This is a genomic window from Deefgea piscis, assembly GCF_019665785.1.
GTDB lineage: Bacteria > Pseudomonadota > Gammaproteobacteria > Burkholderiales > Chitinibacteraceae > Deefgea.
Genome location: NZ_CP081149.1, coordinates 2,575,470 through 2,600,175, shown reverse-complemented (window position 1 = coordinate 2,600,175; position 24,706 = coordinate 2,575,470). Strand labels below are relative to the sequence as shown.

The 24,706-nt window shown below is 50.6% G+C and carries 41 protein-coding genes; 21 read left to right on the top strand and 20 right to left on the bottom strand.

What is annotated here, in order from left to right:
• Window positions 1-6: 6 nt before the first annotated feature.
• The 19 genes from K4H25_RS12100 to K4H25_RS12020 all read right to left on the bottom strand — a co-directional run bounded on the left by K4H25_RS12100 (window position 7) and on the right by K4H25_RS12020 (window position 8,047).
• Window positions 7-462, bottom strand: a complete 456-nt coding sequence (locus K4H25_RS12100) for a hypothetical protein (RefSeq protein ID WP_221020749.1) — start codon at window positions 460-462, stop codon at window positions 7-9.
• Window positions 463-479: 17 nt separating this feature from the next.
• Window positions 480-716: a hypothetical protein gene (locus K4H25_RS12095; protein WP_221020748.1), complete on the bottom strand. Its 237-nt coding sequence runs from the start codon at window positions 714-716 to the stop codon at window positions 480-482.
• Window positions 706-897, bottom strand: coding sequence for a hypothetical protein (locus K4H25_RS12090; protein WP_221020747.1), 192 nt, complete (start codon window positions 895-897; stop codon window positions 706-708). Before K4H25_RS12090 ends, K4H25_RS12095 begins: the two co-directional genes overlap by 11 nt.
• 265 nt (window positions 898-1,162) lie before the next feature.
• Complete coding sequence (locus K4H25_RS12085) at window positions 1,163-1,564, bottom strand: hypothetical protein (RefSeq protein WP_221020746.1); 402 nt, start codon at window positions 1,562-1,564, stop codon at window positions 1,163-1,165.
• Window positions 1,561-2,127: a 3'-5' exonuclease gene (locus K4H25_RS12080; protein ID WP_221020745.1), complete on the bottom strand. Its 567-nt coding sequence runs from the start codon at window positions 2,125-2,127 to the stop codon at window positions 1,561-1,563. Before K4H25_RS12080 ends, K4H25_RS12085 begins: the two co-directional genes overlap by 4 nt.
• A gap of 163 nt (window positions 2,128-2,290) precedes the next feature.
• A complete protein-coding gene (locus K4H25_RS12075) occupies window positions 2,291-2,896 on the bottom strand; it encodes a hypothetical protein (protein ID WP_221020744.1) in 606 nt (201 codons plus the stop codon).
• Window positions 2,893-3,126, bottom strand: a complete 234-nt coding sequence (locus tag K4H25_RS12070; RefSeq protein WP_221020743.1) for a hypothetical protein — start codon at window positions 3,124-3,126, stop codon at window positions 2,893-2,895. The genes K4H25_RS12075 and K4H25_RS12070 overlap by 4 nt, the downstream gene beginning before the upstream one ends.
• Window positions 3,123-3,254, bottom strand: a complete 132-nt coding sequence (locus K4H25_RS16965) for a hypothetical protein (protein ID WP_255587597.1) — start codon at window positions 3,252-3,254, stop codon at window positions 3,123-3,125. The genes K4H25_RS12070 and K4H25_RS16965 overlap by 4 nt, the downstream gene beginning before the upstream one ends.
• A gap of 89 nt (window positions 3,255-3,343) precedes the next feature.
• Window positions 3,344-3,598: a pyocin activator PrtN family protein gene (locus K4H25_RS12065; RefSeq protein WP_221020742.1), complete on the bottom strand. Its 255-nt coding sequence runs from the start codon at window positions 3,596-3,598 to the stop codon at window positions 3,344-3,346.
• Window positions 3,595-4,035 carry a hypothetical protein gene (locus K4H25_RS12060; RefSeq protein WP_221020741.1) on the bottom strand — a complete coding sequence of 147 codons (441 nt, stop codon included), beginning with the start codon at window positions 4,033-4,035 and terminating at the stop codon, window positions 3,595-3,597. Before K4H25_RS12060 ends, K4H25_RS12065 begins: the two co-directional genes overlap by 4 nt.
• The gene (locus K4H25_RS12055; protein WP_173531774.1) at window positions 4,022-4,231 is read right to left on the bottom strand and encodes a hypothetical protein; all 210 of its coding nucleotides are present in this window, start codon (window positions 4,229-4,231) and stop codon (window positions 4,022-4,024) included. The genes K4H25_RS12060 and K4H25_RS12055 overlap by 14 nt, the downstream gene beginning before the upstream one ends.
• Window positions 4,228-4,404, bottom strand: coding sequence for a hypothetical protein (locus K4H25_RS12050; protein WP_221020740.1), 177 nt, complete (start codon window positions 4,402-4,404; stop codon window positions 4,228-4,230). Before K4H25_RS12050 ends, K4H25_RS12055 begins: the two co-directional genes overlap by 4 nt.
• 110 nt (window positions 4,405-4,514) lie before the next feature.
• Window positions 4,515-5,396: a DUF2303 family protein gene (locus tag K4H25_RS12045; RefSeq protein WP_221020739.1), complete on the bottom strand. Its 882-nt coding sequence runs from the start codon at window positions 5,394-5,396 to the stop codon at window positions 4,515-4,517.
• Between the two features lie 15 nt (window positions 5,397-5,411).
• Window positions 5,412-5,612 carry a hypothetical protein gene (locus K4H25_RS12040; protein ID WP_221020738.1) on the bottom strand — a complete coding sequence of 67 codons (201 nt, stop codon included), beginning with the start codon at window positions 5,610-5,612 and terminating at the stop codon, window positions 5,412-5,414.
• A gap of 14 nt (window positions 5,613-5,626) precedes the next feature.
• Window positions 5,627-6,001, bottom strand: coding sequence for a hypothetical protein (locus tag K4H25_RS12035; protein ID WP_221020737.1), 375 nt, complete (start codon window positions 5,999-6,001; stop codon window positions 5,627-5,629).
• A gap of 17 nt (window positions 6,002-6,018) precedes the next feature.
• On the bottom strand, window positions 6,019-6,141 hold the full coding sequence (locus K4H25_RS16960; RefSeq protein ID WP_255587593.1) for a hypothetical protein: 123 nt from the start codon (window positions 6,139-6,141) through the stop codon (window positions 6,019-6,021).
• 9 nt (window positions 6,142-6,150) lie between these two features.
• Entirely contained in the window at window positions 6,151-6,909 is a 759-nt protein-coding gene (locus K4H25_RS12030; RefSeq protein WP_221020736.1) for a hypothetical protein, read from the bottom strand.
• A gap of 131 nt (window positions 6,910-7,040) precedes the next feature.
• Window positions 7,041-7,322 (bottom strand): CCDC90 family protein, encoded by a 282-nt coding sequence (locus K4H25_RS12025; RefSeq protein WP_221020735.1) that lies wholly within the window; start codon window positions 7,320-7,322, stop codon window positions 7,041-7,043.
• 29 nt (window positions 7,323-7,351) lie between these two features.
• Window positions 7,352-8,047, bottom strand: a complete 696-nt coding sequence (locus K4H25_RS12020; protein ID WP_221020734.1) for a helix-turn-helix domain-containing protein — start codon at window positions 8,045-8,047, stop codon at window positions 7,352-7,354.
• 95 nt (window positions 8,048-8,142) lie between these two features.
• On the opposite strand from K4H25_RS12020, the gene K4H25_RS12015 reads away from it, so the two are divergent.
• From K4H25_RS12015 to K4H25_RS12000, 4 genes are all read left to right on the top strand, one after another.
• Window positions 8,143-8,340 (top strand): Cro/CI family transcriptional regulator, encoded by a 198-nt coding sequence (locus K4H25_RS12015; protein ID WP_221020733.1) that lies wholly within the window; start codon window positions 8,143-8,145, stop codon window positions 8,338-8,340.
• A gap of 111 nt (window positions 8,341-8,451) precedes the next feature.
• Complete coding sequence (locus K4H25_RS12010; RefSeq protein WP_221020732.1) at window positions 8,452-8,904, top strand: phage regulatory CII family protein; 453 nt, start codon at window positions 8,452-8,454, stop codon at window positions 8,902-8,904.
• Between the two features lie 132 nt (window positions 8,905-9,036).
• Window positions 9,037-9,243, top strand: a complete 207-nt coding sequence (locus K4H25_RS12005) for a hypothetical protein (protein WP_221020731.1) — start codon at window positions 9,037-9,039, stop codon at window positions 9,241-9,243.
• The gene (locus K4H25_RS12000; RefSeq protein WP_221020730.1) at window positions 9,240-9,425 is read left to right on the top strand and encodes a hypothetical protein; all 186 of its coding nucleotides are present in this window, start codon (window positions 9,240-9,242) and stop codon (window positions 9,423-9,425) included. Before K4H25_RS12005 ends, K4H25_RS12000 begins: the two co-directional genes overlap by 4 nt.
• Here the strand turns inward: K4H25_RS12000 and K4H25_RS11995 are convergent.
• Window positions 9,411-9,752 carry a hypothetical protein gene (locus tag K4H25_RS11995; protein WP_221020729.1) on the bottom strand — a complete coding sequence of 114 codons (342 nt, stop codon included), beginning with the start codon at window positions 9,750-9,752 and terminating at the stop codon, window positions 9,411-9,413. The two genes, K4H25_RS12000 and K4H25_RS11995, sit on opposite strands and share 15 nt — an antisense overlap.
• Before the next feature lie 45 nt (window positions 9,753-9,797).
• On the opposite strand from K4H25_RS11995, the gene K4H25_RS11990 reads away from it, so the two are divergent.
• The 17 genes from K4H25_RS11990 to K4H25_RS11910 all read left to right on the top strand — a co-directional run bounded on the left by K4H25_RS11990 (window position 9,798) and on the right by K4H25_RS11910 (window position 24,699).
• A complete protein-coding gene (locus K4H25_RS11990; RefSeq protein ID WP_221020728.1) occupies window positions 9,798-10,961 on the top strand; it encodes a primase/helicase family protein in 1,164 nt (387 codons plus the stop codon).
• Window positions 10,943-12,382: a primase-helicase family protein gene (locus K4H25_RS11985; RefSeq protein ID WP_221020727.1), complete on the top strand. Its 1,440-nt coding sequence runs from the start codon at window positions 10,943-10,945 to the stop codon at window positions 12,380-12,382. The genes K4H25_RS11990 and K4H25_RS11985 overlap by 19 nt, the downstream gene beginning before the upstream one ends.
• Window positions 12,383-12,799: 417 nt before the next feature.
• Complete coding sequence (locus tag K4H25_RS11980; RefSeq protein WP_221020726.1) at window positions 12,800-13,276, top strand: hypothetical protein; 477 nt, start codon at window positions 12,800-12,802, stop codon at window positions 13,274-13,276.
• A gap of 44 nt (window positions 13,277-13,320) precedes the next feature.
• Window positions 13,321-14,031: a hypothetical protein gene (locus K4H25_RS11975; protein ID WP_221020725.1), complete on the top strand. Its 711-nt coding sequence runs from the start codon at window positions 13,321-13,323 to the stop codon at window positions 14,029-14,031.
• Between the two features lie 234 nt (window positions 14,032-14,265).
• Window positions 14,266-14,775, top strand: a complete 510-nt coding sequence (locus tag K4H25_RS11970; RefSeq protein ID WP_221020724.1) for a DUF1441 family protein — start codon at window positions 14,266-14,268, stop codon at window positions 14,773-14,775.
• A 49-nt stretch (window positions 14,776-14,824) separates the two neighbouring features.
• The gene (locus K4H25_RS11965) at window positions 14,825-16,714 is read left to right on the top strand and encodes a phage terminase large subunit family protein (RefSeq protein WP_255587589.1); all 1,890 of its coding nucleotides are present in this window, start codon (window positions 14,825-14,827) and stop codon (window positions 16,712-16,714) included.
• Window positions 16,707-16,931: a gpW family head-tail joining protein gene (gpW, locus tag K4H25_RS11960; RefSeq protein WP_221020722.1), complete on the top strand. Its 225-nt coding sequence runs from the start codon at window positions 16,707-16,709 to the stop codon at window positions 16,929-16,931. The genes K4H25_RS11965 and gpW overlap by 8 nt, the downstream gene beginning before the upstream one ends.
• A gap of 8 nt (window positions 16,932-16,939) precedes the next feature.
• Window positions 16,940-18,508, top strand: coding sequence for a phage portal protein (locus tag K4H25_RS11955; RefSeq protein ID WP_221020721.1), 1,569 nt, complete (start codon window positions 16,940-16,942; stop codon window positions 18,506-18,508).
• Window positions 18,501-19,103, top strand: coding sequence for a phage baseplate assembly protein V (locus K4H25_RS11950; RefSeq protein ID WP_221020720.1), 603 nt, complete (start codon window positions 18,501-18,503; stop codon window positions 19,101-19,103). The genes K4H25_RS11955 and K4H25_RS11950 overlap by 8 nt, the downstream gene beginning before the upstream one ends.
• Window positions 19,104-19,322: 219 nt before the next feature.
• Entirely contained in the window at window positions 19,323-20,585 is a 1,263-nt protein-coding gene (locus K4H25_RS11945; protein ID WP_221020719.1) for a S49 family peptidase, read from the top strand.
• Between the two features lie 3 nt (window positions 20,586-20,588).
• Window positions 20,589-20,948 carry a head decoration protein gene (locus K4H25_RS11940; protein WP_221020718.1) on the top strand — a complete coding sequence of 120 codons (360 nt, stop codon included), beginning with the start codon at window positions 20,589-20,591 and terminating at the stop codon, window positions 20,946-20,948.
• 12 nt (window positions 20,949-20,960) lie between these two features.
• Window positions 20,961-21,980, top strand: a complete 1,020-nt coding sequence (locus tag K4H25_RS11935) for a major capsid protein (RefSeq protein WP_221020717.1) — start codon at window positions 20,961-20,963, stop codon at window positions 21,978-21,980.
• A 10-nt stretch (window positions 21,981-21,990) separates the two neighbouring features.
• Window positions 21,991-22,197 carry a hypothetical protein gene (locus tag K4H25_RS11930; protein ID WP_221020716.1) on the top strand — a complete coding sequence of 69 codons (207 nt, stop codon included), beginning with the start codon at window positions 21,991-21,993 and terminating at the stop codon, window positions 22,195-22,197.
• The gene (locus K4H25_RS11925; protein ID WP_221020715.1) at window positions 22,194-22,565 is read left to right on the top strand and encodes a hypothetical protein; all 372 of its coding nucleotides are present in this window, start codon (window positions 22,194-22,196) and stop codon (window positions 22,563-22,565) included. The genes K4H25_RS11930 and K4H25_RS11925 overlap by 4 nt, the downstream gene beginning before the upstream one ends.
• Window positions 22,522-23,061: a Gp37 family protein gene (locus K4H25_RS11920; protein ID WP_221020714.1), complete on the top strand. Its 540-nt coding sequence runs from the start codon at window positions 22,522-22,524 to the stop codon at window positions 23,059-23,061. Before K4H25_RS11925 ends, K4H25_RS11920 begins: the two co-directional genes overlap by 44 nt.
• Entirely contained in the window at window positions 23,058-23,291 is a 234-nt protein-coding gene (locus K4H25_RS11915) for a hypothetical protein (protein WP_221020713.1), read from the top strand. The genes K4H25_RS11920 and K4H25_RS11915 overlap by 4 nt, the downstream gene beginning before the upstream one ends.
• Window positions 23,281-24,699 carry a phage tail sheath subtilisin-like domain-containing protein gene (locus K4H25_RS11910; protein WP_221020712.1) on the top strand — a complete coding sequence of 473 codons (1,419 nt, stop codon included), beginning with the start codon at window positions 23,281-23,283 and terminating at the stop codon, window positions 24,697-24,699. Before K4H25_RS11915 ends, K4H25_RS11910 begins: the two co-directional genes overlap by 11 nt.
• The last annotated feature ends 7 nt before the right edge of the window (window positions 24,700-24,706 follow it).

Here is a 24,706-nt window from a genome sequence, read left to right as displayed (position 1 = left end):
GCTTTCCTATACAGTTTGAGTGGATTTCAACGAAGTAAGTTGAATCTCAAGTTCAACAACTCGTTGTTTATTTTCTAAGTTTTCGTAGTAAAACTCATCAGCTATAGCCTCCATTTTGTCGAGCAATCGTAAGTGATCGCCATCGGCGAAAAACATCGCTAGCAGCTTGTCCTTATTCCAACGGTATGAGTATTCGCCGTCATAGCCTTGCCCTAATGATTCGACGCAGTCTTCTAGCGGGGCTTCGTCGGCAGGCAAGGCCATAATGATGGAAACGGCCTCTGCACGGCCTGCTGCGGTAGCAGTCGTAACTGATGCTTTCAGTTCGATATTGATCTCAGCTTGCTTTTTCAGCTCATCAATCAACTGGCAGATCATTGATCGCGCATCATAAATTGACGCGGTGCCTTGCCCACTGGATAAATCAGTGGCAAGGGCTTCGGCTCGCTTGATGATTTCCATCGTTAGCTTTCCTTGGGTTAAGCAGTCAGTACGGCAAGATGCTTTTTTGCAGCATCTTGAAAAGCTGTAGCGGCTGAAAGCGCTTCTGCTTCGGTTTTAAAATGGTTTTGATTCGTTTCGGGATGGCTGACAGTTACGCTGTCAATTTTCGCTACCCATCCATCCACAAAATCCCCATCAACGTAAACTTCTTGCGCTATAGCGTGGGTTTTGCCTGTTGCGCATGCATCTAGTCTTTTAATATCAAATGCCATGATTCGAGTTTCCTTGGTTGTTAATGACCAGCAATGCCGCATTGACGCCGCAGGCGATGCCGCAAAATAGCGTTAAGCCAATAAAGATGCCGCGCCAGATGATGCTGGGTTCGAGGAGGGTGATGGGCAATAAAGTCAGCCCAACAACTAGCCATGCCGCTGCGTAAAAAAGTGATCTCATGGTGCGGTGTCCATTGGATGGAGTGGGATTTTGTTGCGGTGCAGATTTTGGCTGCGCTCGCTTTTTACCTCCCCAAGCTCGTACATATATGGGTGGCATTCTATTTTTGCGTGCGGTAGTCCACATTTTTGGCAAACTGCGTCCCAGAATAGATCGCCATTTTCTTTGGCTGCGTAGCGTGCCTTTGATGCAGATAACCGTGCGTAGTGCCACATTGTGGCTCTCACGTCGGGAGGTAAATATCTTGGCGTTGTAGTGGTTTGGCTCATGGTGCGGTGTCCATTGGGTGACGTGGAATGTCCATCCAGTGTGTTGGGATTTCGGTGCATGGATCGCCGCTGGCGTAAAACCATTGCTGGCCAATGCGATAGCCCGGCCAAACTTCATGGTCTTTGAGTGCCATGAGGACGGTGGTTTCGTCATCGATGCCGCCGTCACTGGTTAAAGTCCAGTTGATCGCAGTCCTAATGCTCATCAATTCCTGCTCATGTTCTTCACTCATATCGTCTTGAATGCGGCGTTGTTCTGCCACTTCATAATTAAGTGTGCCAATTTGTATTTGTTGCTCAGCCCATTCGGCGGCAAGCTGTTCAAAGGCGTTGTATGAAGAAAATAAATCGAGTGGGAATTTTTCTTGAAACGCGGTTAGTTGGGCTTGGTCGCTCATATTTCACCACCATCGCTTTCTACATCGGATGAATAGCGCGATGAAATGGCTTTTTGCATGCCTTCCCACACGGTTTTAGTGGCGTAGCAATCGGCCAGTGCGCGATGGGCTTGGCTTTCCCAGATGTGTCCAAAGCGCTCAGCGGCGACGGTGAGCTTTTGCCATTTGTAGTTGCCGCGTTTTGCATCCCAAACGCCATTGAAATGGGCGAAATGTTGCATTGCGCAATTTAATAAAATGCAGCGATCTATCAACATGTGGCGCACTACACTCGGCAAAAAGGTCAAGTCATATTCGATGTTGTAAATTACCAGTTCGTCGCACTCGATTAGCGCGGCGATGAGGCGCGGGGTGATTTGCTTTAGCGTGGGCGCGGTGGCGACCATCACTGGGGTAATGCCGTGGATCGCTTCGGCCTCGGGCCATACAGTGTGGGCGGTCGGGCGCAGTAGGCTGTGCAGGATAATTTCGCCGTCTTGGTCGATGATGCCGATTTCAAGTATTTCATCTTCGCCGTTGCGGTTGAGGCCGGTGGTTTCGGTGTCGAGGTAGAAGGTTTTCATTGTTTTGTTATTCCGTATTTTGATTGACCGCACGGACATTGATAAAAACCATTCCAAGATATTTTCATTCTTGTACCTTGGTGATTAATGGTCGCGCTGCGACGTTCAACATTTCTTACGAATGCCCATTTATGTTTTTCACTGATGGTGCAGGGTTTGATTTTCATGGCATAACCCCCATCGCTTCGGCTTGGTTAATAATTGAATTGAAATCAAACTGGATGAAATGCGTCCAATACTCTTCTTCAAAATTACTTTCTTGAGAATTGCCAATAAAAGTTTCAGGGCATTCTTCAAAGCTGTGGAAGTGAAACCAAATTACATCGTGATAATCTTCGTGGTATTCACTGGCTGGGCGTAGTTGCGGGGGCCGCTGCTCTTGGTGATCGTCTTCGTGAGAGAAAAATACGTTTTCACCAGAATCGGGGTCAATGCAGGCTCGCTTACCTTGATTGGCTGCGGTAATGAGGCTTTTTAATAGCGCTAGCGTGGGTTTGCTCGATTGCTGTTTCGAGCGGATCTCTACAATCTCCGCATCCGAGAATTTGACGATGTTGGTGTGGCCAGCGTCTTCGCGGGATTTATAGCCGTCGCTCCATGCGCCAAAAAACGGGACTAATTGGCCGACTTTGTCGGCGTACCACATTGCCGCGTCGGTGCATTGGTTGATGCGTAGCATGCGCTGCACGATGGTAAAGCGCCGATCTTCAGTGCAAAGTTTGATGGGCTGGGCTTCGCCAGATAAAAAAATAATGTCCATTTTGGTCATGCTTGATCGCCTCCGGTGATGTATTGATCGGCAGAAACGTAGTGATATTCGCCTCGAAGACAGTTCATGCCATTAGGCATGGTGTCGTAAGTGTCGCATTCACTAGCAGGCATGGCGCATCGGCTGCAGCTCAAGTACTGGCCGTTAGGGAGTGAGATATCGGCTTCTAACTTGAGCCGCCCCAGTTGGGGCAGGGCGTGAAAACGAATGATGATGGGGCTGAGGCTCATGCTGCACCGCCAAAGAGTTTAAAAAAGCGATAGGCGCCGATGGCCATGACAGCCAGTAGCGCGATGTTGGCGGTGGCGATGGTGTAGGCGCTGTAATACAAGATGTTTTCCAAGGTTTTATCGCGCATGGCGATGCTCCAAAAAATAAGCCAGTCGGCGCGCGCGGCGTTGGGCTTGGTTTAAATGGCGGGTGAGGTTGTGACGACGCATGGTTTTCCTAAACTTGGCTCTTTTCCCACGCCCTTTTTGCTGTGGCGCGTACTTTATCGATGTGCTCGGCTAGATCATCGATGTGCACGAGGAGCGGGGATTTATTGCTTTCACGGAGCCGAAACGTTGGGATCGGCAGGTTATTCATCAGGGCTTCGCGCTGGGCGACGGGTACAGTCATGCCCAGGTATTGCTCGGCGATTTCAGATAGCGGTACGGTGGCGCGCTCGTATTGCGCCATCAGCAAAAACGCGGTTTTCATGCGGCTTGCTCCAGTTGAATGGCGATTTGCTCGGTAACGGCGTAGCTACGAATGCGGTAGACGTCGAGTTGGCGATAAATGGCCCGTTGCTGCATGACGCACAGCTGCACGCTGGCAACCTCGCTTAGGCGCAAGATTTCATTGCTGCTGAGCTTGTTGATTAAGGTGGTGAGCGCGGTTTGGTCCAGTTCAAAGCCAAAGCCATCGGCAAAGCGTTGCCAGACGGCGATCCAGCCTTCGAGTGGCGGAATCATTGGCTCGGCACCGGATTTTGTACGAAATACCGGCACATCGACGCCGTTATCGCTGGCGTATTCCAACTCACCGGCGATGAGCTGGTCGACCATTTGGTCGATGAGATCAAATGCTTGGTTAACTTCAAAAATGGTAGGGCGAACGATGCGGCCGCGTAGTGCGTTGGGTTTACGCGAAGTCATAATTGGCCTCTACCGTTTTGTTGACTTGATTGAGCTGCGCTTGTAATTCCCGCAGGCCCTTGGCCGTTTTGACCCATTTTTGATGCAACACTTCGGCTTCAGGGTTGTTGATCCAGCGACCTTCAAAAGTGTTGGCGGCTTTGATGATCTTGGCTTCGTTTTCCAGCATGTCGGCCGCGCTGATGAGTAAGCTCATTGCCATACCTCTTTGTTGCGTTGTTCAAATTCATGCCGCTCTTGCAAGGCATTGCGTGCAGCGCGGCGCTGAGCGAATTTCTCGGCGTGGGCTTGGGTAATCGCAATCTCGTGCTGGCGCTCGCTGGCTTCCAAATCACGTTGCTGCTTGAGGGTTTTGTAATTGGTTCGCATGTATTTACCTATAGGTATATTGCTGCAGGCTTTTTATTATTTGGCTTGGTGGTTTATACCTAGCTCACTATTGCCCACCGCGTGATGGGCAAAGGTCAGTTAGTTAGGGCTTAGACGAACGGATTACCTGCGATCAGCGGGAATCCGCTGTCGTTTTTAATCTGCGCGACGATGTCTTTGGCGGCGGCCTCTAGCACTTTGTCTTCGCGCACCAACTCAAACCACAACCCCAATTTGCCATCGCGGATGCGGTATTTCAGGCGGCAATCGATTCGGTAAGCAACGATGCTGTCTGTGGCGGCAAGGGGTTGCACGAACGCTGGAATGGCGATGGCGAATCGCTCGAATACTTGCATTTTTTGGCGAGTAGCATCGTCTTCTTGGTCGATAAATTCGAAGTTCAGACCGCCCGATTGCAGACGAGATACCGATTTAAAGCGTTTCTCGTTGGTGGCTTCGAAGTTCAACACCATGCCCATGATTTCAGTGGCGTTAGGCAGGCCTTCGATGGTGAGAATGTTTGCTAGATTGTCTTCAAGGAAGTTGCCAAATTCGGTTTGGCTCATTTGCTTACGGTTATTGCTAGTCCAGGTATTCCATTCCACCGACTTGGCAGGGGTAAACAGTGCTTTGTGATCGCGCCAGTTTTGCTCGTTGTATACGCCTTGATGGTCATTGAGCAGCGCGGTAAAGCTAACTTTGCCTGCGGCATAGTCGGCGTGTAGATAAGTGCGGGTGCGGTCGGATTGGCCGTGTTCTTTCAGGTACCAGACAAATGATTCGGCATCATCTAAGCGCACTGTTGCGATCTTGCGTAGTGGGGTGTCGAGGTGCATTTCGAAGTCGGGGTATTCTGCTGTGTAGCCTTTGGGAACAAAGACGACAGGGCGATGCCCTTCGCGGTAGGTTTTTAATTCAATGTTTTCTTGAAACGGTTTAGGCGCGGCGGCGAGAATCGTTTCGGCAATATTGTTTAAATCTTTGGCTTCCATGATGTTTCCTTAGGGTTAAATTTTACGAACGCACTCAAACTCAGGGCGAATTCCGTCGTATTCATCTAGTTCGGACGGTCTCTGCACCACTAGGGTAATTACAGCGCCATCAATCTCACCGATATTGATTTCCGTGGAGACGCAAAAGGAATTAATGTCTGGAACCATTTGTTCAATTTGCGCTTTGAGATTTTCGGAATTCACTTCTATAGCCATGATGCATCCTTGGTTTAAGCGACTTGTTTAACGGTGGTTTGGGTTGTGGCACTAAGATCCCGAACCGTAGTTGGGCTAGTGGCATTGATGTCGCGTAGATCAAGCTGACGCTGCGTTGGGTCTGTCGCTAGCATGTCGCCTTCAGGGGTGCCGAACATGATCGATTCACGGCGCGGCAGGCTAGGCTTGCTGGTCTTGATGTCATAACTGACGTTTAGCGCGCCAGATTGCCGCCCTGCAGGTTTGACGGTGACTTTAAGTGTCACGCTGCCGCCTTTTTTGCTGTCTACTAATGAAATGGCGTTATTGAGTTCGCGTAGTGCTTCGCCGAGGTCTTCGACGAGTTCACCGCCGGCGATATCGCGCAGGGTATCTGTTGCTGGACGCATGGTGCTGCTCCTTGGGTTTACTGGGGTTTGGTGGCGATAAAGACTTCGCCGTTGGTGGTGACGCGCCAGCCGGCTGCGACTAAAGCAGCGATTTCGGCGTAGTCGTCAGCGACGTTGTCGTAAGGGATGGTTTGGCTCATTACATGCTCCTAGATTTCGGCTTCGTTGGTTTTGAGTAGGGCGATGACGTTTTCCGCCCATTTGATTTGCTGAATCATTGCGCCATCGCCGTGGCGCTTGCCGGTGTCGAGTACGCGGCAAAACCCTTCTGCGGCGGGGAGCGTGCTCCAGTCTTCGCCCTTTTTGGCTTGCAATCCGGCTTCTGCTAGCAACAGATTGAATTGGCGGCCTGATACATTAATGCGCTTGCCTAATTCGGTGGGTGTGAAGAATTGCGTGTTATTGGGGGATTCGAATTGCTCGTGCCCCAGCTCGGCAAGCAAGTTGACGCCCGTCTTTTTCAGCGTGGCTTGATTGGCGCTGATGGCGGCTGCGGGTTTATCGAGGCCAATTAGGCGAGCGATGCCAAATAATTCGCGGAATTCTTTACTTGGCGATAGCAGCAAAGGCTTGCTGCTCGGTGCTGGGCTGGCGAGCGTGACTTTTGCTTCTAACTCAGTCATGCGGTCGAAGACTTTGGCTTGCAAATCGTAGCTGTACGACATGGCCATCAAGCAGGCTTCGCGCTTGGGGAAGTGATAGCAAGGGCGTTCGGTTTTGTCTTTGCCCTGATAGCTGCCCCGAAAATTTGGGGCAGCTTCTTCGCCCAAAACTTTGGGTACTTTCGCCATGAAGTGATCGTGGCGTAGTTCGGCTTCGCTTTCTTTGCGGCTGGCGTTGATAAAGTCCACCATTTCCAAGCTAGACATGGTGAGTTCGGGGTTGATGCTGAGCTTGAGTTGGGTCATTTGGCGTAGTAATTAATTTAAGATGCTATAAATTTAGCTTGATTAACTTAATTGCGCAAGATAAATTTATTTAAATTAATTTTAGGCCGAAAAAAAACCGCCAAATGGCGGTTAGAGGGGTGTTGTTGCTTTTACAGCAGTTTGACTAAGGCGGCAATGATGCCAGTTTGTGCTAGCAATAATCCGACTATCCATTTGAGTAGGTCAAATTTTGCCGATTCAATCTTGGCTTCTAGTTTTAGCTCCAGCTCTTTCAGGTCGTATTTGCTGGCTTGTGTGCCCTGTAGGCTAGATTGAATTTCACCTAGTGCATCTTGCAGCGCTTCGGCCTCTGCGGCGGCTTGCTCACGTGGCATGCCTGCTTTTTCAAGGCGGTTGGCAAATTTCAGCGTATCAAAAGTAATGCTGCTCATTTCAGGCCCTCCGTATTGTTTAGTTTAACTTAAATCCCGCCACTCACCGCAATGACGCGACCAATGATCTGTACTAGGTGGACTTGATCCGCCGCGACCTCTTTGTCGGGATAGCTCTTTTTGTCGCTGCTATCGGCGCGGATGCTCAGGGATTTATTCAATTCCACATGAATACGGCGCACAGCAAGCTCACCATTGGTGGCTAACACATAGACCTTGTTCGATTGCGGTTGGGTGTCATGGTAATCCACGACCATGCAGTCGCCTTCTTGAATGCGGGGCTCCATGGCGCGGTCTGGGCTGCTGAGCCAAGCGCAATGCGTTGGATTCAAGTGTATTTTCATCGCCCATTCAGCGTCAAACGCCTGTTGGTGGGCGGGGTTCGTGTCCCAAATGGCGGTGCCTTGCACTGGGGCGACTTTCAGCTCTGGAATGAATACGTGCGAATTGGCTATGTTTTCGTTCTCAATATCTAAAGCGCTGGTTTGAATTACGGTCAGTGCATGTTTCTCGCTGCTCATCTCACCTTTCCCCGTTGCTAACCATTCTGGGTTGATACCTAGCTCGCGCGCGATATTCAGCAAATTGCTGGCTTCGAGCTGCTTGATATTGCCCGTTTTCCATTGCGTGATTGCGCTGGGCGTGACGCCGATGCGTTTCGCCAAATCTTTTTGTTTCAGGCTGGAAGCGGACAAGGCTTGTTTGAGTCGGGTGCTTAAGTTCATTTAAGTATCCTAAAGCATAATTAATTTATTGTGCTTGTTTTAATAAATTAAGCGTGATAAATTAAGGCCAGTAAAATTAAGTGAGCTGAAGTTTGATGAAAAAACAATACGCGCTTGAATTATTCGGGGGCACGGTCAAAGCCTTGGCTGAAGCCTTGCACGTGACGCCATGTGCGGTGTCGCAATGGGGCGAAAATTTGCCGCCGCTGCGTGCTTATCAAGTAGATGAGCTGATTCGCAATGGGAAAGCGGTGCCACCAAAAGTTTCCTCCTCTGGCGTTGCATCCGCTTGAACGCTGGTTTTGCCAGTGCTTTTGCCTGGCTTTTTTATTGATGCTGCAGGGTGGACTTTAGACCGTGTGGCTAGTTTTAAAAACGTTTGTTGATCAATGGAAAAAAACGTGATGCAGATCACCAGTGTTGAAGATGCAGCCTATCACGCTGCGCACAATTACCCGGGTGGCGTTGAATCCTTAGCGCCACGAATGCGGGTTGGGGCGCAGGTATTGCGCAATAAATTGAATCCTTCCACCCGCACCCACCATTTGACGCTGGCTGAGGCGGATAGCTTGATCGGCTTGACTGGCGATAAATCAATCTTGCATGCGCTGGCGATCAATCACGGCATGGTGTGTGTGCCGATGCTCAATGATGGCGAGTTTGCTTGCGATGTGACGGTGTTGGAAACCGTGACGCGCTTGTGGCGCTTGGGTGGTCATGTTGGGCAGGCCGTCGACGAAACACTGGCTGATAACAAGGTGGAAAAAATTGAAGTGCAGCAAGTGCGTGAGCATGTTTATCGCAATATTGCTGCGCTGCATGAGTTGGTGGCGTTGCTTGATGGGATGGCTGAGTAATGCCACCGCGCCCGTTTCAGCAGCAAAAGTTGGTGAGGCAGGCGTGGGGCATTCGACGAACGCCCAGTAAAGAGAAGAAGGCCGCTGTGGCGGCGCTGGTTTCTGGTTTGAAACATTTGTTGGAACAGGCTAATGGCCAATATGTACAAAGACCCGACGTTTGACATTGTGGCTGGCCGTGAAGCAGCAGCGCAACGGCGGCAGCGATTAGAGTCTGAATGGCAAGAGCGCCAAGCGGTACGGCGCGCTGATCCTGCCTATCGGGCGATGAAAGCCAGACGGATTCAACGGTTAGTGCGTTTGGCACTGGCTGGTCAGTTAAAAAGGACGGAACGATGAGTTTATTAGCCCAACTGGTTGTTGCCCAATTTGGCCCTGCCGCTGAATTAAGCGCTGAGTTTAAACGCGTCGAGCAGCAACGTTTGCGTTTGAATCAGCAGCAAGATCGTCGAATCAAAATTGCGCGGCGGCGTGCAGGGGTGGCTAAATTTTTGTTGGCGCGGCGTTCAGATTGGCGCTGACGGTTGGGTGTTGATTTCAGTGACGGCGTTTTCGATAAACGTTTGGTATTGATTCAGCGTGTTTTGCGGCAGTGTGGATTCAGCAAGCAAGGTCGCAATGGTGTCTTCAGTTTCGAGTTTGAGCGTTGCAATAAATAGTTGTTGATCCGGTAGGCAACGCACCAGCGCGACGGTCATCGATTGCAGGCCAATGAAGTTGCCGATTTGTTGTGCGTATTGTTGCTGCTGTTGTTCGAGCATTTGCTGTTGCAGGTTAAATGATTTTTCTAGCAATTGGTGGCGTTGTTGTAGCTGCGTGAATTGCTCTGTCAGTTGTTCGAGTGTCATGGTGTGCTCCTTGAGCTGCCAGTTTAAAGCATAAGCGGGGAAGTAATGGGTGCATTAATCGATGGTGTGTTGAATCAATTTCGTGATCGGGGCATGCCAGATATTGGCAGCACTGATTTAAAAGCTGATGGGCATAAAAATGTCTATGGCCCCAAGAAAAAAGCCTGGTACCGCTTAAATGAATATGTATCGCCAAAATCAGGCAAGGTGTGGGTGTCTGGCTATTTTGGCTATAAAGACGAATTTTGGAAAGTTGAGCATGAGGGCTTTGAGGCAATATCGCCCGAGGAGCGCCAAGCGGCTCAAGCTGAGTGGGCCAAGAAAGAGCAAGACTATCAAGCCAAGCAAAAGAAGCTGCGTACTGATGCCGCAAATCGTGCTAAAGCGCAATTGCATGCCGCCAGTCGCAGTGGTGAGTCGGCGTATTTGGCGCGCAAGCTGGTTAAAAAGCCTGAGTCGGTGCGATTTATGCAGGGCTCAAATGCGGGTTGGATTATTTTGCCGCTGATTCATTATGGCCGTGGTGAGATTGTGGGTTCGCAAAAAATATCCCCGACGCCGTTGGCCGATGGCAATGACAAGATTTTTAATAAAGGCATGGATGTGGTTGGCGCGGCATGCCGCTTGGGTGATGAGCCGCTGGATGGTGATCTGATTTTGATTGCTGAGGGCTATGCAACAGCGGCAACGGGGCGTGAGGCCGTGGATTATCTGCATCCGGTGTTTGTGGCGCTCAATAGTGGCAATTTGCCGCATGTGGCGCGCATTTTACGCGCCAAGTATCCAGCGAGCCCGATGCTGTTTTTGGCTGATGATGACTATCTGCCTACCAAGAAAGGTGATGATAACTATACCGGCATGAAGAAAGCGACTGCGGCTGCGCTTGAAGTCAATAATGCAGGGTATGTGCTGCCAAACTTTGCTGTGCAACGCCGTGCTATTGATACCGATGAATCATTGCCTAAACTGACTGATTTTAATGATTTGCATGTGGCTGAAGGAATTGCGCTGGTAACGCAGCAGATTGATGCCGCGATCGTGAGTTTGCAAGCGCCTGTTGTACCGCCTGCTGTTGTGGCTGTTGATGATGTGGTGCCTGCCATCTCCGCACCTCTGCCTGATACCGCTTTCGCCGCGCCTGCTGCGGCCAACGGGGGGCGGGGGAGGACGGATTTACGCTGGCTGGTTTATTGGCGCGATTTTCATTGATTATTGGTGAGCGACGGGTTTGGGATTCGGTCGAGCAAATGGTCATGAAGTGGCCTGCGTATGCGGCCTTGGTCGGTCGGGGTTTGGCGTCTGAATGGGAGGCGCGAGTTGATAAGCGCACGATGCGCCAAAGTGATTTGCCAAAGATTAAACGCGGTAAGGCCGTTGATGAGGCGACGATGAGTACCAGCGCGATGTTGCTGGCGCGTTATACCTTGCTGTATGGCACTGAGACTGTGTGGGATGCTGAAAATCGAATGGTGCTGAGTTTGTCAGCGTTGCGTGCCGCTTACGGTGGTGATTCGGTTAAGTTTTGGCAAGAGAATTTATGTCGAAAAATGATTAATGCCGAAAATTTGGTGTTTGATCCTAAGCAGCTGGTTGATTTAGATACGCATGTTAATTTATTTGCAGGTGTACCGCTAAAGCCTGTTTTTGATGAAGATTTGGCTGATCCGATTATTGGCTTGGTGATGCACTTGTGTAACTTTGATCAGAAAGTGTTTCATTGGCTAATGCAATGGCTGGCTTTGCCCTTGCAGCAGCTGGGTAGCAAAATGGATACATCGGTGCTGATGTTTGGTGAAAAGCAAGGGACTGGTAAGTCACTGTTTTTTGAGGGGGTGATTAAGAAAATTTACGGTGAGTACGGTACGACGATTGGTCAGCATCAATTAGATAGTCAGTTTACTGCTTGGCAATCACGGCGTTTATTTGTTTTGGCTGAAGAGGTGGTGGGTCGGGCTGAGAAGTACAGTCATATTGGTACGATTAAGCATTTAGTCACGGGCCGCACCGTGCGTATCAATGAAAAAAACATGCCTGAGCGCGAAGAGGCTAATTATGCCAACTTGGTTTTTTTAAGTAATGAGGTGCAGCCGCTGCATTTAGAGTTGGATGATCGGCGCTTTATGGTGATTGAGCCAAAAACATTGCTGACGTTACAGAATCAAGAGGTAATTAAATCGGCGATTGAGCGTGGCGCTGTTGCTGCATTTTATGGTTTTTTGCTGCGTTATAAAATTGATGAAGGCTTTAATGAGCGTTCTAAGCCGGTGATGACCGATGCCAAAGAGCGATTGATTGGCTTTGGTTTGCCGCAATGGCAGGTGTTTTATCGCCAGTGGGTGAATGATGAATTATGGGTGCCGTATTGCTCTTGCCGCACTAAGGATTTATTTGTGGCGTATAAGAAGTGGTTGGTGGATGAGTCTGGATCGTGTAAGCTGACGCTGACTAAGTTTTCGATGCTAATGTCGTCTCGATTGAATAAATCACGCGAGCATTTGCATGGTGGGTATGATCGCAAAAAGGCAATGGTCTTTATTGTGGGCGCGCCTCCGGAGGGGGTGAGTTTGTCGAGCTGGTTGACCGCTGAGTGTGAACGATTTGAAGATAGAATCAAGGGTGATTTCATTTAATGTGGGGCAGAGTGGACAGGGTTTGTGGCATAGTTTTTAACTAACCCTGACCCACGACAAACCAAGGAACGGCGCGGCTTCGCGCCGTTTTTGCGTTTTTGGCAGGGTTGGCGCTGTGGTTTCCGTGTGCGCGTATAGTTGCTTTTACTCCTTACCTTTATTTAGTTTTATTGGCGGTAAAAAATATATACACGGTAACTTCTATTTAAACCCTGTCAATCTGACCAAATAAAGGTTAAAGCTAGTAAACGTAAGGCTTTGGCATGGGTCAGGGTTGATTTGAAACTATGCCCCAAGGCCTGTTAACCCTGCCCCAAATGAATTGGCGGTGCTTTTTTAGTTTAAAATCGAGATATATATAAAGCTGGGCATTGATCTGGCTAAGGAGTCCTCCAAGCGGGTATCACGGAGGCGAACGTGGTTGAATTAAAATCTTTGGATGAAGCGGGCTCAGCATTGGAAAATTGGGCTCGGTATTTTATGGGGTTTGATGGTCGGGCTAAGTCTTCGGGCTATGCTCAATATATGAGCCCAGAGGAACGGGCGATTTTAGGGCCTGCTGATCGACCGAGTAATCGAGTTGATGAGCAAGCGGCAATGCGGGTCGATGCGGTTTTATCGGTGATGTTGAGACGGCCTGAGCTGGCGATGTTTTCTCGTTTGCTGAACGCGCATTATTTACAGAAGCTGAATCCAGCGGTAGTGTGCCGTAAAGAGCGTTTGCCGTTGCGAGATTATGCTGAGCATGTTCGACAGGCTGTTAAGGCGTTTCAGAATTATTTTAATTACTGGGGCTTGACGCCAAGTAAAGAAATCAGGAAGATGTCGCTTAACAATCTACTACCGCTTCGGCGTGAATGCACCCCATTACGGGTGCTTTGTTGCGCCCAGTGAAACCAAACCCGCTCATGTAGCGGGTTTTTTGTTGGGCGCTCGCTATGCAAAAGTCGTTTCAATCAGATTTACAGCGGATTATGCGTACGCTGAATGCTTTGGAAACAAAGCAGGTGCCGTTTGCAGCAAGCCAAGCGTTGAATAGAACGGCTAAGCAAGTGCAAAAGCGAATGCTGAAGCAGTTAGGGGCGGATATTCAAAGCCCAACGCCATTCACTCAGCGTGGTATTGCGGTAAACCCATCGCGTAAACGTAATTTGATTGCGACTGTGGGCTGGCTGCCAAAGCAGGCTGAGTACATGCGCTATCAGATTCAAGGTGGCGCACGCGGCCCACGTAAGACGGCGTTGCTGATGCCTGGTAAAAGCACTCGGCGTAATCAGTACGGCAATGCAACGAATAATTTCATTAAGCGAATTCGGGCTGAGTTGGCATCGCAGGCTGGCTTTACTGGTCCGCGTCGTAATCAGTTACAGCAGTTCAGAAGTAAGAATGGCAAGGTGAAGCAGTTCGCGGCGGCCGAGGCAGATCGTTTGTTTGTGGGTAAGCCAGTTGGTTACGATGGTGGTGCAGGTATCTGGCGGCGTATTAACAAAGGCAATCGGCCTCGAATCGTGCAGGTGTTCTCGTTTCGCGATGAGGCGAAGTACACACCACGCTATAGCATGCCGCAAGGGATTGACCGCGATGCTCAGGAAATTTTCATTGATGAGTTCAAGAAAGCGCTCGCTGCTGCCGTCGCCTCGGCGCGGTGAGCGCGAACTCTTGGTCGTTATCAGGAAAATGTGTGGAAATCTGGGGTTTTCTGGCTTTCGATCAGAAAACAGCGGGTCCTTCCCAGCCTTCCGCCAGCATGGGTCATTGGCAACCCCGCGCGTTCTCTAGCTGCGGGTTGTCTATAGCCTTCCTTCCTATTTGATGCAAAAAAAGTCTTATTAAACATGCACTTATAAACCATAAAAATGGCCGGTATGGCCTACCGGCAGATCATGGGAAAAATCGTAAATAAAAATGAACTGGCGCAAATCGTCGGGGTGTCTGAAAGGACGCTAACAGAGTGGCAGCGTGCTGGCATGCCGATGGTGCTTTCAAAAGGCCGTGGCACGTCCAACCAATATGACACCGCCCAAGTTTTGAGCTGGCGAATCGCTAAAGCGCTGACTGGCTCATCGGAATCAGCAAAAGATCGTCTTGATCGCTTGCGCGGTGACCAGATTGAGCGACAAATGGAAATCGAAGCCAGGCAACTGGTGACGGTGGCGGATATTGAGCCAGCACTGTCGCAATTCTTTTCTGACGCGGTGGCCTTATTGACGGGCCTACCAGATAAATATGCACAAATCTTTGAAACTGCGGAGAGTTTGGATGCTAAACATGCCGCACTTGAAGACATGATCGCCGAGATTCGGCAGGCATTAGGTGACTATGAATACTGTACCCACGTTGCCCAAGAATACGGCGAAGGCTTTAATCTCCACATTATTGAAGAAGATCGTTAGACCGCCACCTCGAATCAGCCCAGCAGAATGGGGCAAGCAATATCGACGCATGAGCGCAAAAGAATCGGCCATTGTTGGCCGTTTTTCGTTTTATGTGAATCCGTATCTGGAATGGCTGCTTGAGCAAATGATGCGGCGCGATGTGAATCGAATCGTTTGCGTTAAATCAGCCCAGGTCGGCTGGACGCAAGCGGCCATCTTGAATGTGTTGGGCTGGTTGATTCATATCCGCAAAGGCACTGCGATTGTGATGTTTCCCAAAGAGGGTGCAGCACAATCGTTTAACGCTGAAAAATTCGAGCCGATGATCGAGGGTACGCCTGAATTATCGGAGATTATTCCCACCAAGAGCCGCACTAAAGACAATAAGCAGCTGTTTAAAAACTTTGTCGGTGGCTTTGTAAAGTTTGTTGGTAGTAATTCGATCGCGGACGTGAAATCAACCTCAGCGCGTTATTTATTTGTCGAAGAGCCAGACGATTGCAATTTGAATCTGCGTGGCCAAGGCGATGCAATCAAATTGCTCGAGGAGCGCGGCAAATCGTTTCGCGATATGAAAATGCTCATCGGTGGCACGCCATCGATTAAAGGCATCAGCAGTATTGAAGATGAATATGCTCACAGCAATCAGTGTTATTGGTATGTGCCTTGCCCAGATTGCGATGAATTTCAGCCGCTAGTGTGGGAGCAAATCCAATGGCGCAAAGACCCTGAGCTCAATGACGAACATCTAGGCCAGCATAAACCAGCAACGGCACATTATGTTTGCCAGCATTGCGGCTCACACTGGAATGACGTACAGAAAAACGCCGCGATTCGGGCTGGTAAACCCGTCGAAACGGCACCATTTCGGGGGACGGTGGGTTTGGCGCTGAATGAGTTGTACAGCCAAATGCACAATAGCCGCTTTGAAGTACTGGTTGAGAAATTCATCAAAGCCAATAAAAAGCTCAAAGCCGGTGACGCCTCAGAAATGATCGTGTTTTTTAACGCGACCTTGGGGCTCTCTTGGGAATTCAAAGACGGTAGTGAAAAGCCCGATACCCTCAAAGAGCGCGGCTTGGATTATCCGCCGATGACGGTGGCACGCGGTGGTTTGGTACTGACTGCCGGGGTCGATGTGCAGCATGATCGATTGGCTGTCGTGATTCGGGCATGGGGTCGTGGAGAAGAAAGCTGGCTAGTGCAGTGGACTGAAATTCAAGGCAATCCGCTCGATGTTCGCCCCACCGATGATGATGGCAACCCTCGGGTTACGGTGTGGCAAAAATTAGAAGCCATGCTGTTTGCGCCGATTCGGCATATTGATGACTTTTATCTGAATATTTCCGCTGTGGGCATTGATAGCTCGGACGGTAATACATCCGATGTGGTGTATGACTGGGTACGAACCAATAAACGCCGCCCTGATGTGCTGGTGATGGCGGTCAAAGGCGGGGTCTCGGCTGGGTTAGAAATATTTAGCAAACCCAGAATCAGCATCGATACCGATTACCGAAATACCAAAGCATCAAAATATGGTTTGCGGGTATTTATCGTCGGTACCAGCAAGGCCAAAGACATACTGATTGGCTCGCACGGTCGGCTGTCACTCGAAGGCCATGGACCAGGGCGCTTTCATTTCACCAAACACGTTCGCGAAGACTACTGCGAACAATTACTTTCTGAACGAAAAATCCCTAAACGAAAAAACGGCGGGCATTACTCCGCTGAATTGGTGTGGCAAAAGCAAGCAGGCAAACGCAATGAAGCGCTCGATTGCGAGGTCTACTGCTTGCACGGCGCACGTGCGCTCAAACTGCATTTAAAGTCTGAAGCAGATTGGGCCAAGCTCGAAAATCAATTGCGCCAAACGCCGCTTTTTGAAACAAAAACCAAACCCGTTGCTGAGTTTATACCCTTGCAATCGGTTTCCATGATGGATGACTTTGATGACTGATATAAGCACCTTGCGGCAACGCTTAGTCGAAGCAGAAAACGCGCGGCATAAATTAATCACGGGTTCGCTGCGTGAGCGAATTAACCGCGCAGGTACGGAAATCACCTATTCCCGCGCCGATATCGACAAACTTGATCGCTATATCAGCACGTTGAAAGGCGAAATTGCCGTTGCCAGTGGTGGCACAGGTCGACGCGTGATGCAGCAATACTTTTAGGATAAGCCATGCAAACCGGTAGCAAACACAGCTCGCTGTCACAACAATTGCGAATGAATGCCAGCAGCCATACCGGTGCCTCGATGACGACACCGCAAATGGCGTCATGGATGCCAATGGCTGGCAGCGCCGATGCCGATTTGTTACCTGAACTAGGTACTTTGGTCGCCCGCTCTCGCGATATTAGCCGCAACAACGGCATTGCCGCCTCTGGCGTACAAACCTTAGTTGATAACGTGGTGGGGATTGGCCTGCGTTTGTCGGCTTTGCCCGATTGGAAAACGCTGGGTAAAGACGCTGCTTGGGCGTTGGCTTGGCAACGCAATGTTGAAACTCTATGGCGCGAATGGACAAAATCGACGTTTTGCGATGCGGGTTTATCGCTGAATTTTGCCGGACTCACCGAGTTGATGTTTCGCTCGCAATTACTCAATGGTGATGCCATTGCATTGCCGCTGTGGTTAAAGCGCCCCGGTACCCGATTTACCACCACTTTCCAATTGATTGAAGCCGATCGATTGTGCAATCCAAACGGTCAGCCTGATTCGGCCACATTGCGTGGCGGTATTGAGTTTGATACCTACGGTGCACCGCAAGCCTATTGGATCCGTAAAACGCATCCCGGTGATTATGTCGGGATCGCCGGTTCGGTAGCCGGTGAATGGGAGCGTATTCCGGCCAGAACCAACTGGGGGCGACCTCGAGTCATTCATTTATTTGATAAAGATCGCGCTGGCCAAGCGCGTGGCAAGCCGCTAATTTCTTCGGTATTGCAACAGTTTCGCCAGCTGGATAAATACAACGGTGCGGAGCTTGATGCAGCGGTCATCAACGCCATGATGGCCGCTTTCATTGAAACGCCGATGGATTCCGAAGGCCTGCTAGAAATGTTTGGCGGTAGTGATGGCGTCAATGATGTGATGGCCAAGCGCAATCAAAGCCGCGCCAAACTCAAAAGCGGCAGCATTATCCCGTTGTATCCGGGCGAAAAGATGGCGCCATTTATGCCAGCGCGGCCGGCGGCACAATTTGAAGCCTTCACCGTAGCGGTGATGCGGCAAATCGCCGCCAGTATGGGTTTGCCGTATGAGCTGCTGCTGAAAGACTTCTCCAAAACCAATTATTCGTCAGCGCGTGCGGCCTTGCTTGAGGCGTGGCGATATTTCCGCTCGCGGCGTGAAAAACTGGCCGATTATTGGGCGCAAGTGGTTTATGAATTGTGGCTTGAAGAGGCCATTAATACTGGCAAGGTCGATGGTGCTGATTTTTATCAGCAACGTGCCGCATATACCCGCAGCAAATGGATTGGACCTGGGCGTGGTTGGGTGGATCCGCTGAAAGAAATTCAAGCCGCTGATGTCCGATTGAAATCGGGCATTTCCACCTTAGAAGCCGAATGCGCCGAACAAGGTAGCGATTGGGAAGAAGTACTCGAGCAGCAAGCCCGAGAAAAAGCCAAACGCGCTGAGCTGGGCTTGCCAGATCCAATGCACCCAGAAATTCCAATTGCCCTCGATAGCACGGCGACCGAAAAAGAAGCAGTGCCTGGCGCGATTGAGGAGGCCGCCGATGTCTGAACAAGCAGGGCAATTGAAGTTTGGCAGTGTCAGTGCTGTTGAATCGCCGCGTGTTAGGGTGTTGTTTGCTGATTTGGACGGTATGGTTAGTGCGCCGCTGCAGGTGATTTTTGCTCGCAGCATCGGTGATCGGCACTTTGACTTGCCCAAATTGGGCGAGCCAGTCGCCTGCTTGATGGATGTGAATATGGAATTTGGCGTGGTAATCGGTTGCGTTTATACCGATGCCAATGCGCCACCGACCAGTGACGTGAATAAGGTAGTGCGCGAGTTTGAAGACGGCGGCAAGATTGAATACGACCGCAGCAATGGCAAATACACCTTAAAAGCCATTGGCGACGTCAGCATTGATGCCGGTGGCAAAGTAGAAATTATTGCCGCTGAGTCGATTACCTTAAAAGCGCCAGCAATTACGCTGGATGCGCCAATGACGACAATCACCGGTGCATTGAGTTCTGGTGGTGCAGGTGGTAATGCCACATTCGGTGGTTCAGTTCAGGCCAGCGGTGATGTGAAAGCCGGTTCGATTAGTTTACAGCAGCATACCCATGGGGGTGTATTGACCGGAGGCAGTAGCACTGGAGTGCCCAAGTAAATACCCCTTCATTTTTAACCCGCCTAGATGGCGGGTTTTTTTATGGGAGTTTGATATGTCTTTTTTGTTATCCACCCTATTTGTAAATTTCTTTGATTTTTTTAGTGCGGCTCGGGCTCGATCAAAACCACGGCGGCACTGGGCCCCGTCGGGTTGTGGCTTTCGTGAAATGACGCGGCGTGTTCGCCAAATGCAGCGAAATTTAGCGCGGTATGCCGTATGAAAACGCTGCCGCATTTAATCGGCCAGCTTTATAACACGCCGCTGATGCTGACTTTGGATAAAGCCGAAGAGCTGCACATGGCAATGAATATGGCCTTGTCGGGTGGTTTGCCCAGCAAAGCGATGGCCGACAGTTTTACCCCCAGTGCGGGGCCAACGAGCGAGCGTAAACCCTATGTGATCGCAGGGAATGGCGTTGCCATTATTCCTGTCATGGGGCCATTGCTACAACGCGGTGGTTGGATGGATGCGCTCTGTGGCATGACCAGCTATGACCGAGTCGCCGCCTTGGTCGATTCGGCGATGCGCGATCGCGATGTCAAAGCCGTGTTGCTCGAGGTCGATAGCCCCGGTGGCAGTGTCGCTGGCATGTTCACTTTAACGACTCGGCTTAAAGCCATGGGTGAGCAAAAGCCCATTTGGACTTACGCCAATGAAGGGGCTTTTTCCGCCGCCTATGCCATTGCCAGCGCGACGCAAAAAATCTACATGCCGAGTACGGCGATGGTCGGCTCAGTCGGTGTAATTGCGATGCACGTTGATCAAAGTCAGCGCGATAAAGCGCAAGGCCTTAGCTATACGCCGATTTTTGCTGGCGATAAAAAAGCCGCTGGCAATAGTCATTCACCGCTGGATGATGCTACGCGCTCAGATATTCAGCGCGAAGTCACACGGCTGTACGGCATGTTTGTTGATCACGTGGCACAAGGTCGCTCGCTTGATCGACACGCCGTGATCGACACGCAAGCAGGTTTGCTCAATGCAGATGATGCAGTGGCAGGCCGTTTTGCAGACGGCATCGCGTCGATTGAAGACACGGTGCAAATGCTCTCCGATGCGGCCAAACCGCAATCTGTTGTTTTTAACCTGAAGGGAAACTCGATGTCACAAGCAGAAAACACCATTACAGCGGCGCAATTGGCGAGCGCTGAGCAAGCCGCTGCGGCCAGCGCCAAATCGGCAGAACGTACCCGCATTTCGGCCATTTTAGATTTGCCGCAAGCCCAAGGGCGCGAAGCATTGGCGCGTAAGTTAGCCATGACCACCGATATGCCTGCCGATGCCGTAGCGGGTTTACTTGAAGTGGCTCCAGCAGCTGCCGTTACGCCAGCGACCCCTGCGGCCAATTCGGGCAAGCCTGATTTTGCTGCGGCTATGGCTGAGCTGGGTAATCCAGCCGTCGGGGCCGATGGTGGTGATGCGTCTGCCGCAACGACGGCTGAAGCGATGGCCAAACAAATTTTAACTGCGGGGGTGTAAGCGATGTTTGCACAAAACAAAACTGAAGGCGTTTTTACGCCAGACAATCTGATGGCGGGATCAGAAGACGATGTCGTGGTGGTGAAGCGCACCATTGCATCGGGGCAAAACTTAAAGCGTGGTGCCGTGATCGGCAAGATCACCGCCAGCGGCAAATTTATGCTGTCGGCCAGCGCCTCTTCGGATGGCTCACAAGTGCCGGATGCCATCTTGCAGCAAGACGTTGATGCCAGCGGTGGTGATAAAGAAGCGCTGATTTATTTGCGCGGTGATTTCAATGCCAGCGCGTTGACGTTGGGTGTCGGGCATAGCGTGGCATCGATTTTCGATGGTCTGCGCGCTAAAAGCATTTTCATTCTTTAAGGGGTTGGGTTCATGGATATTTTTAACACCGCCGTCCTCGGCCACGTTGTTGCTGCATTGCCGCTACCAAGTAATTTTTTGTTGAGCACGTTTTTCCCGTTCGAGCAGCGTGAAACGACTGAAGAAATTCATTTTGAAGTTGAAGGTGGTCGCCGCCGTATGGCGCCGTTTGTGTCGCCATTGGTGGCCGGTAAAGTCGTTGGGGATAATGGCCGCGTCGTGAACAGCTTAAAACCGGCCTACATCAAAGATAAACGCCGCTTTGATCCGTCGGCACCGCTACGTCGCGCACTAGGCGAAACCATTGGCGGCAATTACACGCCAGAACAGCGCATTCAAATCAATTTGCGCACGTCTTTGGCCGATCAAATCAAGATGGTGAATCGCCGTCTGGAATGGATGGCAAAAGAAGTACTGCTGTACGGCAAGGTCACCATTGTTGGCGATAACTATCCAGCCGCACTGGTGGATTTCCAGCGCGACCCCGCGCTGCGCGTCGTGAAAGGTGCTGGCACTAAATGGACGGATGGCGGGGTGAATCCGCTCGATGATTTGCAAGCCTGGGCTTTATTGGTGCTGCAAAAATCAGGCGCATACCCAGATAAGGTCGTGCTCGATCCTGATGCATGGAAAGTATTCCGCAACAATGCGGCAGTAAAAGAGCGCTGGAATAGCCTCAATAGCAATATTGCGACGCTCACGCCAGCCGCAGCGGGTGAAGGCGGTAAATATATGGGCGCAATCGACGGCTTTGAGATTTATACCTACGCCGAATGGTTTGTGGATCCGATGGATGATACTGAAAAAGCGATGTTCCCAACCGGTTCGGTGGTGATGAGCTCATCAGCGGGCCTTGAAGGCTATCGGGCTTTTGGCGCAATTCGTGATGAAGAATCTGGCTATCAAGCTTTGCCGTATTTCTCTAAATCGTGGCTAGAAAAAGACCCGTCGGTGCGCTGGTTACTGATGCAATCAGCACCGCTGATTGTGCCATATCGTGTTAACGCCAGTTTGTCGGCCTCGGTACTGTAAGGGGAAAGCCATGTGGATCAAATTGAATTGCAGCTTTACCGATAAAAACGGTGCGTATGCGCCGGGCGATATCGTTGATGCCGCCGCCGCTGATGCCAAGCAATTGCTTGAGCTTCAGTTGGCAGAAAAAGCCAGCAAGCCGTCTGAAAAGCCGGTTGAAAATCAGGGCGAAGATCAAAGCCTAGACAAAACCGGCGGTGGCGGTAACGAGCAATGAGCTGGGCGGCAGAGCAAGCTGCCGCACTGGATGAATTAGCCGAAGCTTTTGGTGCTGAAGCTGAGTGGCTACCGTTTTCGGGCGGTAGCCCACTCAATCACGCGGTGTTGTTTGAATCGGCAACGCGTGATTTTCATCTCGATGCGCATGGCGATGGCTTTGATTTATCGATTCCGGATGCCGATTTTGTTGTGACCTATCCAAATGATGCCTTTGCTGGCTTAAAAGCCGGCGTGGATGCGGGGCATTACGAAGAGCTCTCGATCTCTGTCGATGGCAAACCGCATGGCCTGTATGCCGTTCGGCAAGTTAAAGCGGTCGGTGATGGCTCAATTTATCAAGCCAAGTTATCCGCCGCGCAAGATTGAGGCCGCCATGCTCTATGAAATCGAAAAAGCATTAATCGAGCGATTGAAAGCGCAGCTGGGGTCTAGCGTTGACGTGGTCAGTAGTCAAGATGCCGTTTTGTCGCCGACGCGGCCATTAAAACGCCCCGAGGTGTTGGTCGCTTATGCTGGCGGGGCATCTAGTAAGCATGGCATGGCGCTGGATTTGATTCGGCAAGAGCAACAAACCACTTGGGTGTTATTGCTACGCTGGCGGCCTCAATCGGGTGTGTCATTGGCGTTAATTGATATGGTCAAGCAAGCCATTGTTGGCTTTAAACCGCGTTTTGCGATTAAGCCATTTACGCATGTCGATGACAGTCCGCCCGATTTTGAAGATGCTTTATTTATTTACTCCCTGACTTTTTCGGTACCGATTTATTTAACCGAAACCCCCGTTCCCGATACCGCTCCTGCGCTGAAAAAAATGACGTTTGCGCGGGATGATGGGCATCAAATTACCGTGGAGAAACCATGAAAACAGCGAACTATCGCTACCAAGGGCCAATTACCGGCTTGCATTTGGCAGAAGGCCAAGAGCTGGTCTTGATCAATGGCATGACGGTGCAATTGCCGGTTGAGCATGAGCGAGTGCAAATGCTCGCAGGCTTAGGGCATTTAACCATCGTCGAAGAGCCTGAAAATAGTGCCGATGAGGCAAGCAAAGCACCGGTTAAAACCGGCAAAGGGGTAAATCATGGCGGCTAATTATTTGCACGGGGTTGAAACCCAGCGCGTTGATCGTAGTCCGCGCGCGGTGAATATTGTGAAATCGGCAGTGATTGGCTTGATTTGTACCGCGCCGATGGGGCCGGTGAATACGCCAACTTTATTGTTAAGTGATAAAGATTTAGCCGCATTTGGCCCTGATTTAGCTGGCTTTAGTTGTGCTGATGCGCTGGATGCCATTTACGATCAAGGCGATGCCACCGTAGTGGTAGTGAATGTGCTGGATCCGGCGATTCATAAAACCACCATTGCGACTGAAAATTCGACCGTTAATGCTAGCGGGCAATTTAAAACGGTATTTCCTGTGGTCAGCAGCTTGGTGGTGACGGGCTCGGGTGGCACGCCAACGTATGCCGTAGGTACCGATTACACCGTTGACTTGTTAACTGGGCGTTGCCAGCGCACGCCAGCGTCAACGATGCCTGCTAATGCCAGTTTAAAACTGGCTTACACCTATGCCGATCCAAGCAAAATCACCGCTGCCGAAATCAATGGCACGATCGATGCGCAAGGCCGCCGCTTAGGTTTAAAAGCACTGGCCGATTGTTATCAGCTGTTTGGTTTTGCGCCGAAGATTTTAATTGCCACCGGCTATTCCACATTGGCCACTGTGGCGACCGAGCTGATCGCTGCGGCGGATAAATTGGGTGGCAAAGCCTTGATTGATGCGCCGCTGGGTTTAACTGTCGCGCAGGTCATTAGTAGCCGTGGCCCTGTTGCCAATAGTAATTTTAATACCTCCAATGATGCGGCCATGCTGTGCTATCCGCATGTGAAGGTTTATGACAGCGTTACCGATACGGTGGTATTGCAGCCGCTATCAGCACGCGCTGCTGGTGTGATGGCGGCAAAAGACGTTGAAAAAGGCTATTGGTGGAGCCCGAGCAATACCGAGATTAACGGCATTGTCGGCCTTGAGCGCAATCTCACTGCAAAAATCGACGATCCACAATCCGAAGTCAACGCACTGAATGAAGTTGGCATCGTGACGGTGTTTAATTCATTCGGTACCGGTTATCGCTTGTGGGGCAATCGCAACGCGAATTTCCCGAGTGAATCCGGTTTGAGTACGTTTATTAGTGTGACGCGGACCCAAGACATTATTGATGAATCGATTCGCTACTTCACTTTGCAATATATCGATCGCTTGCAAAATCAGGCGTTGGTCGATGCCGTGGTGAATTCGATCAATCAACTCATCAATAAGCTGATCGGTGATGGGGCGTTGTTGGGGGGAAAGTGCTGGTATGACGTGGCGCGCAATCCAGAGACTGAATTTGCCAATGGGCATTTGACGTTTAACTACAAATTGATGCCGCCACCGCCGTTTGAGCGCGGTACGTTTGAATCTGAGCTGACCAGCGAATACGCTGCCAGCGTGAAATAGGAGTAGC

Bases quoted from the DNA above. Each gene is read 5' to 3' on its own strand.
- K4H25_RS12100 (WP_221020749.1), bottom strand. From the start codon at position 462: ATGGAAATCATCAAGCGAGCCGAAGCCCTTGCCACTGATTTATCCAGT.
- K4H25_RS12095 (WP_221020748.1), bottom strand. From the start codon at position 716: ATGGCATTTGATATTAAAAGACTAGATGCATGCGCAACAGGCAAAACC.
- K4H25_RS12090 (WP_221020747.1), bottom strand. From the start codon at position 897: ATGAGATCACTTTTTTACGCAGCGGCATGGCTAGTTGTTGGGCTGACT.
- K4H25_RS12085 (WP_221020746.1), bottom strand. From the start codon at position 1,564: ATGAGCGACCAAGCCCAACTAACCGCGTTTCAAGAAAAATTCCCACTC.
- K4H25_RS12080 (WP_221020745.1), bottom strand. From the start codon at position 2,127: ATGAAAACCTTCTACCTCGACACCGAAACCACCGGCCTCAACCGCAAC.
- K4H25_RS12075 (WP_221020744.1), bottom strand. From the start codon at position 2,896: ATGACCAAAATGGACATTATTTTTTTATCTGGCGAAGCCCAGCCCATC.
- K4H25_RS12070 (WP_221020743.1), bottom strand. From the start codon at position 3,126: ATGAGCCTCAGCCCCATCATCATTCGTTTTCACGCCCTGCCCCAACTG.
- K4H25_RS16965 (WP_255587597.1), bottom strand. From the start codon at position 3,254: ATGCGCGATAAAACCTTGGAAAACATCTTGTATTACAGCGCCTACACC.
- K4H25_RS12065 (WP_221020742.1), bottom strand. From the start codon at position 3,598: ATGAAAACCGCGTTTTTGCTGATGGCGCAATACGAGCGCGCCACCGTA.
- K4H25_RS12060 (WP_221020741.1), bottom strand. From the start codon at position 4,035: ATGACTTCGCGTAAACCCAACGCACTACGCGGCCGCATCGTTCGCCCT.
- K4H25_RS12055 (WP_173531774.1), bottom strand. From the start codon at position 4,231: ATGAGCTTACTCATCAGCGCGGCCGACATGCTGGAAAACGAAGCCAAG.
- K4H25_RS12050 (WP_221020740.1), bottom strand. From the start codon at position 4,404: ATGCGAACCAATTACAAAACCCTCAAGCAGCAACGTGATTTGGAAGCC.
- K4H25_RS12045 (WP_221020739.1), bottom strand. From the start codon at position 5,396: ATGGAAGCCAAAGATTTAAACAATATTGCCGAAACGATTCTCGCCGCC.
- K4H25_RS12040 (WP_221020738.1), bottom strand. From the start codon at position 5,612: ATGGCTATAGAAGTGAATTCCGAAAATCTCAAAGCGCAAATTGAACAA.
- K4H25_RS12035 (WP_221020737.1), bottom strand. From the start codon at position 6,001: ATGCGTCCAGCAACAGATACCCTGCGCGATATCGCCGGCGGTGAACTC.
- K4H25_RS16960 (WP_255587593.1), bottom strand. From the start codon at position 6,141: ATGAGCCAAACCATCCCTTACGACAACGTCGCTGACGACTACGCCGAA.
- K4H25_RS12030 (WP_221020736.1), bottom strand. From the start codon at position 6,909: ATGACCCAACTCAAGCTCAGCATCAACCCCGAACTCACCATGTCTAGC.
- K4H25_RS12025 (WP_221020735.1), bottom strand. From the start codon at position 7,322: ATGAGCAGCATTACTTTTGATACGCTGAAATTTGCCAACCGCCTTGAA.
- K4H25_RS12020 (WP_221020734.1), bottom strand. From the start codon at position 8,047: ATGAACTTAAGCACCCGACTCAAACAAGCCTTGTCCGCTTCCAGCCTG.
- K4H25_RS12015 (WP_221020733.1), top strand. From the start codon at position 8,143: ATGAAAAAACAATACGCGCTTGAATTATTCGGGGGCACGGTCAAAGCC.
- K4H25_RS12010 (WP_221020732.1), top strand. From the start codon at position 8,452: ATGCAGATCACCAGTGTTGAAGATGCAGCCTATCACGCTGCGCACAAT.
- K4H25_RS12005 (WP_221020731.1), top strand. From the start codon at position 9,037: ATGGCCAATATGTACAAAGACCCGACGTTTGACATTGTGGCTGGCCGT.
- K4H25_RS12000 (WP_221020730.1), top strand. From the start codon at position 9,240: ATGAGTTTATTAGCCCAACTGGTTGTTGCCCAATTTGGCCCTGCCGCT.
- K4H25_RS11995 (WP_221020729.1), bottom strand. From the start codon at position 9,752: ATGACACTCGAACAACTGACAGAGCAATTCACGCAGCTACAACAACGC.
- K4H25_RS11990 (WP_221020728.1), top strand. From the start codon at position 9,798: ATGGGTGCATTAATCGATGGTGTGTTGAATCAATTTCGTGATCGGGGC.
- K4H25_RS11975 (WP_221020725.1), top strand. From the start codon at position 13,321: ATGCAAAAGTCGTTTCAATCAGATTTACAGCGGATTATGCGTACGCTG.
- K4H25_RS11970 (WP_221020724.1), top strand. From the start codon at position 14,266: ATGGGAAAAATCGTAAATAAAAATGAACTGGCGCAAATCGTCGGGGTG.
- K4H25_RS11965 (WP_255587589.1), top strand. From the start codon at position 14,825: ATGAGCGCAAAAGAATCGGCCATTGTTGGCCGTTTTTCGTTTTATGTG.
- gpW (WP_221020722.1), top strand. From the start codon at position 16,707: ATGACTGATATAAGCACCTTGCGGCAACGCTTAGTCGAAGCAGAAAAC.
- K4H25_RS11955 (WP_221020721.1), top strand. From the start codon at position 16,940: ATGCAAACCGGTAGCAAACACAGCTCGCTGTCACAACAATTGCGAATG.
- K4H25_RS11950 (WP_221020720.1), top strand. From the start codon at position 18,501: ATGTCTGAACAAGCAGGGCAATTGAAGTTTGGCAGTGTCAGTGCTGTT.
- K4H25_RS11945 (WP_221020719.1), top strand. From the start codon at position 19,323: ATGAAAACGCTGCCGCATTTAATCGGCCAGCTTTATAACACGCCGCTG.
- K4H25_RS11940 (WP_221020718.1), top strand. From the start codon at position 20,589: ATGTTTGCACAAAACAAAACTGAAGGCGTTTTTACGCCAGACAATCTG.
- K4H25_RS11935 (WP_221020717.1), top strand. From the start codon at position 20,961: ATGGATATTTTTAACACCGCCGTCCTCGGCCACGTTGTTGCTGCATTG.
- K4H25_RS11930 (WP_221020716.1), top strand. From the start codon at position 21,991: ATGTGGATCAAATTGAATTGCAGCTTTACCGATAAAAACGGTGCGTAT.
- K4H25_RS11925 (WP_221020715.1), top strand. From the start codon at position 22,194: ATGAGCTGGGCGGCAGAGCAAGCTGCCGCACTGGATGAATTAGCCGAA.
- K4H25_RS11920 (WP_221020714.1), top strand. From the start codon at position 22,522: ATGGCTCAATTTATCAAGCCAAGTTATCCGCCGCGCAAGATTGAGGCC.
- K4H25_RS11915 (WP_221020713.1), top strand. From the start codon at position 23,058: ATGAAAACAGCGAACTATCGCTACCAAGGGCCAATTACCGGCTTGCAT.
- K4H25_RS11910 (WP_221020712.1), top strand. From the start codon at position 23,281: ATGGCGGCTAATTATTTGCACGGGGTTGAAACCCAGCGCGTTGATCGT.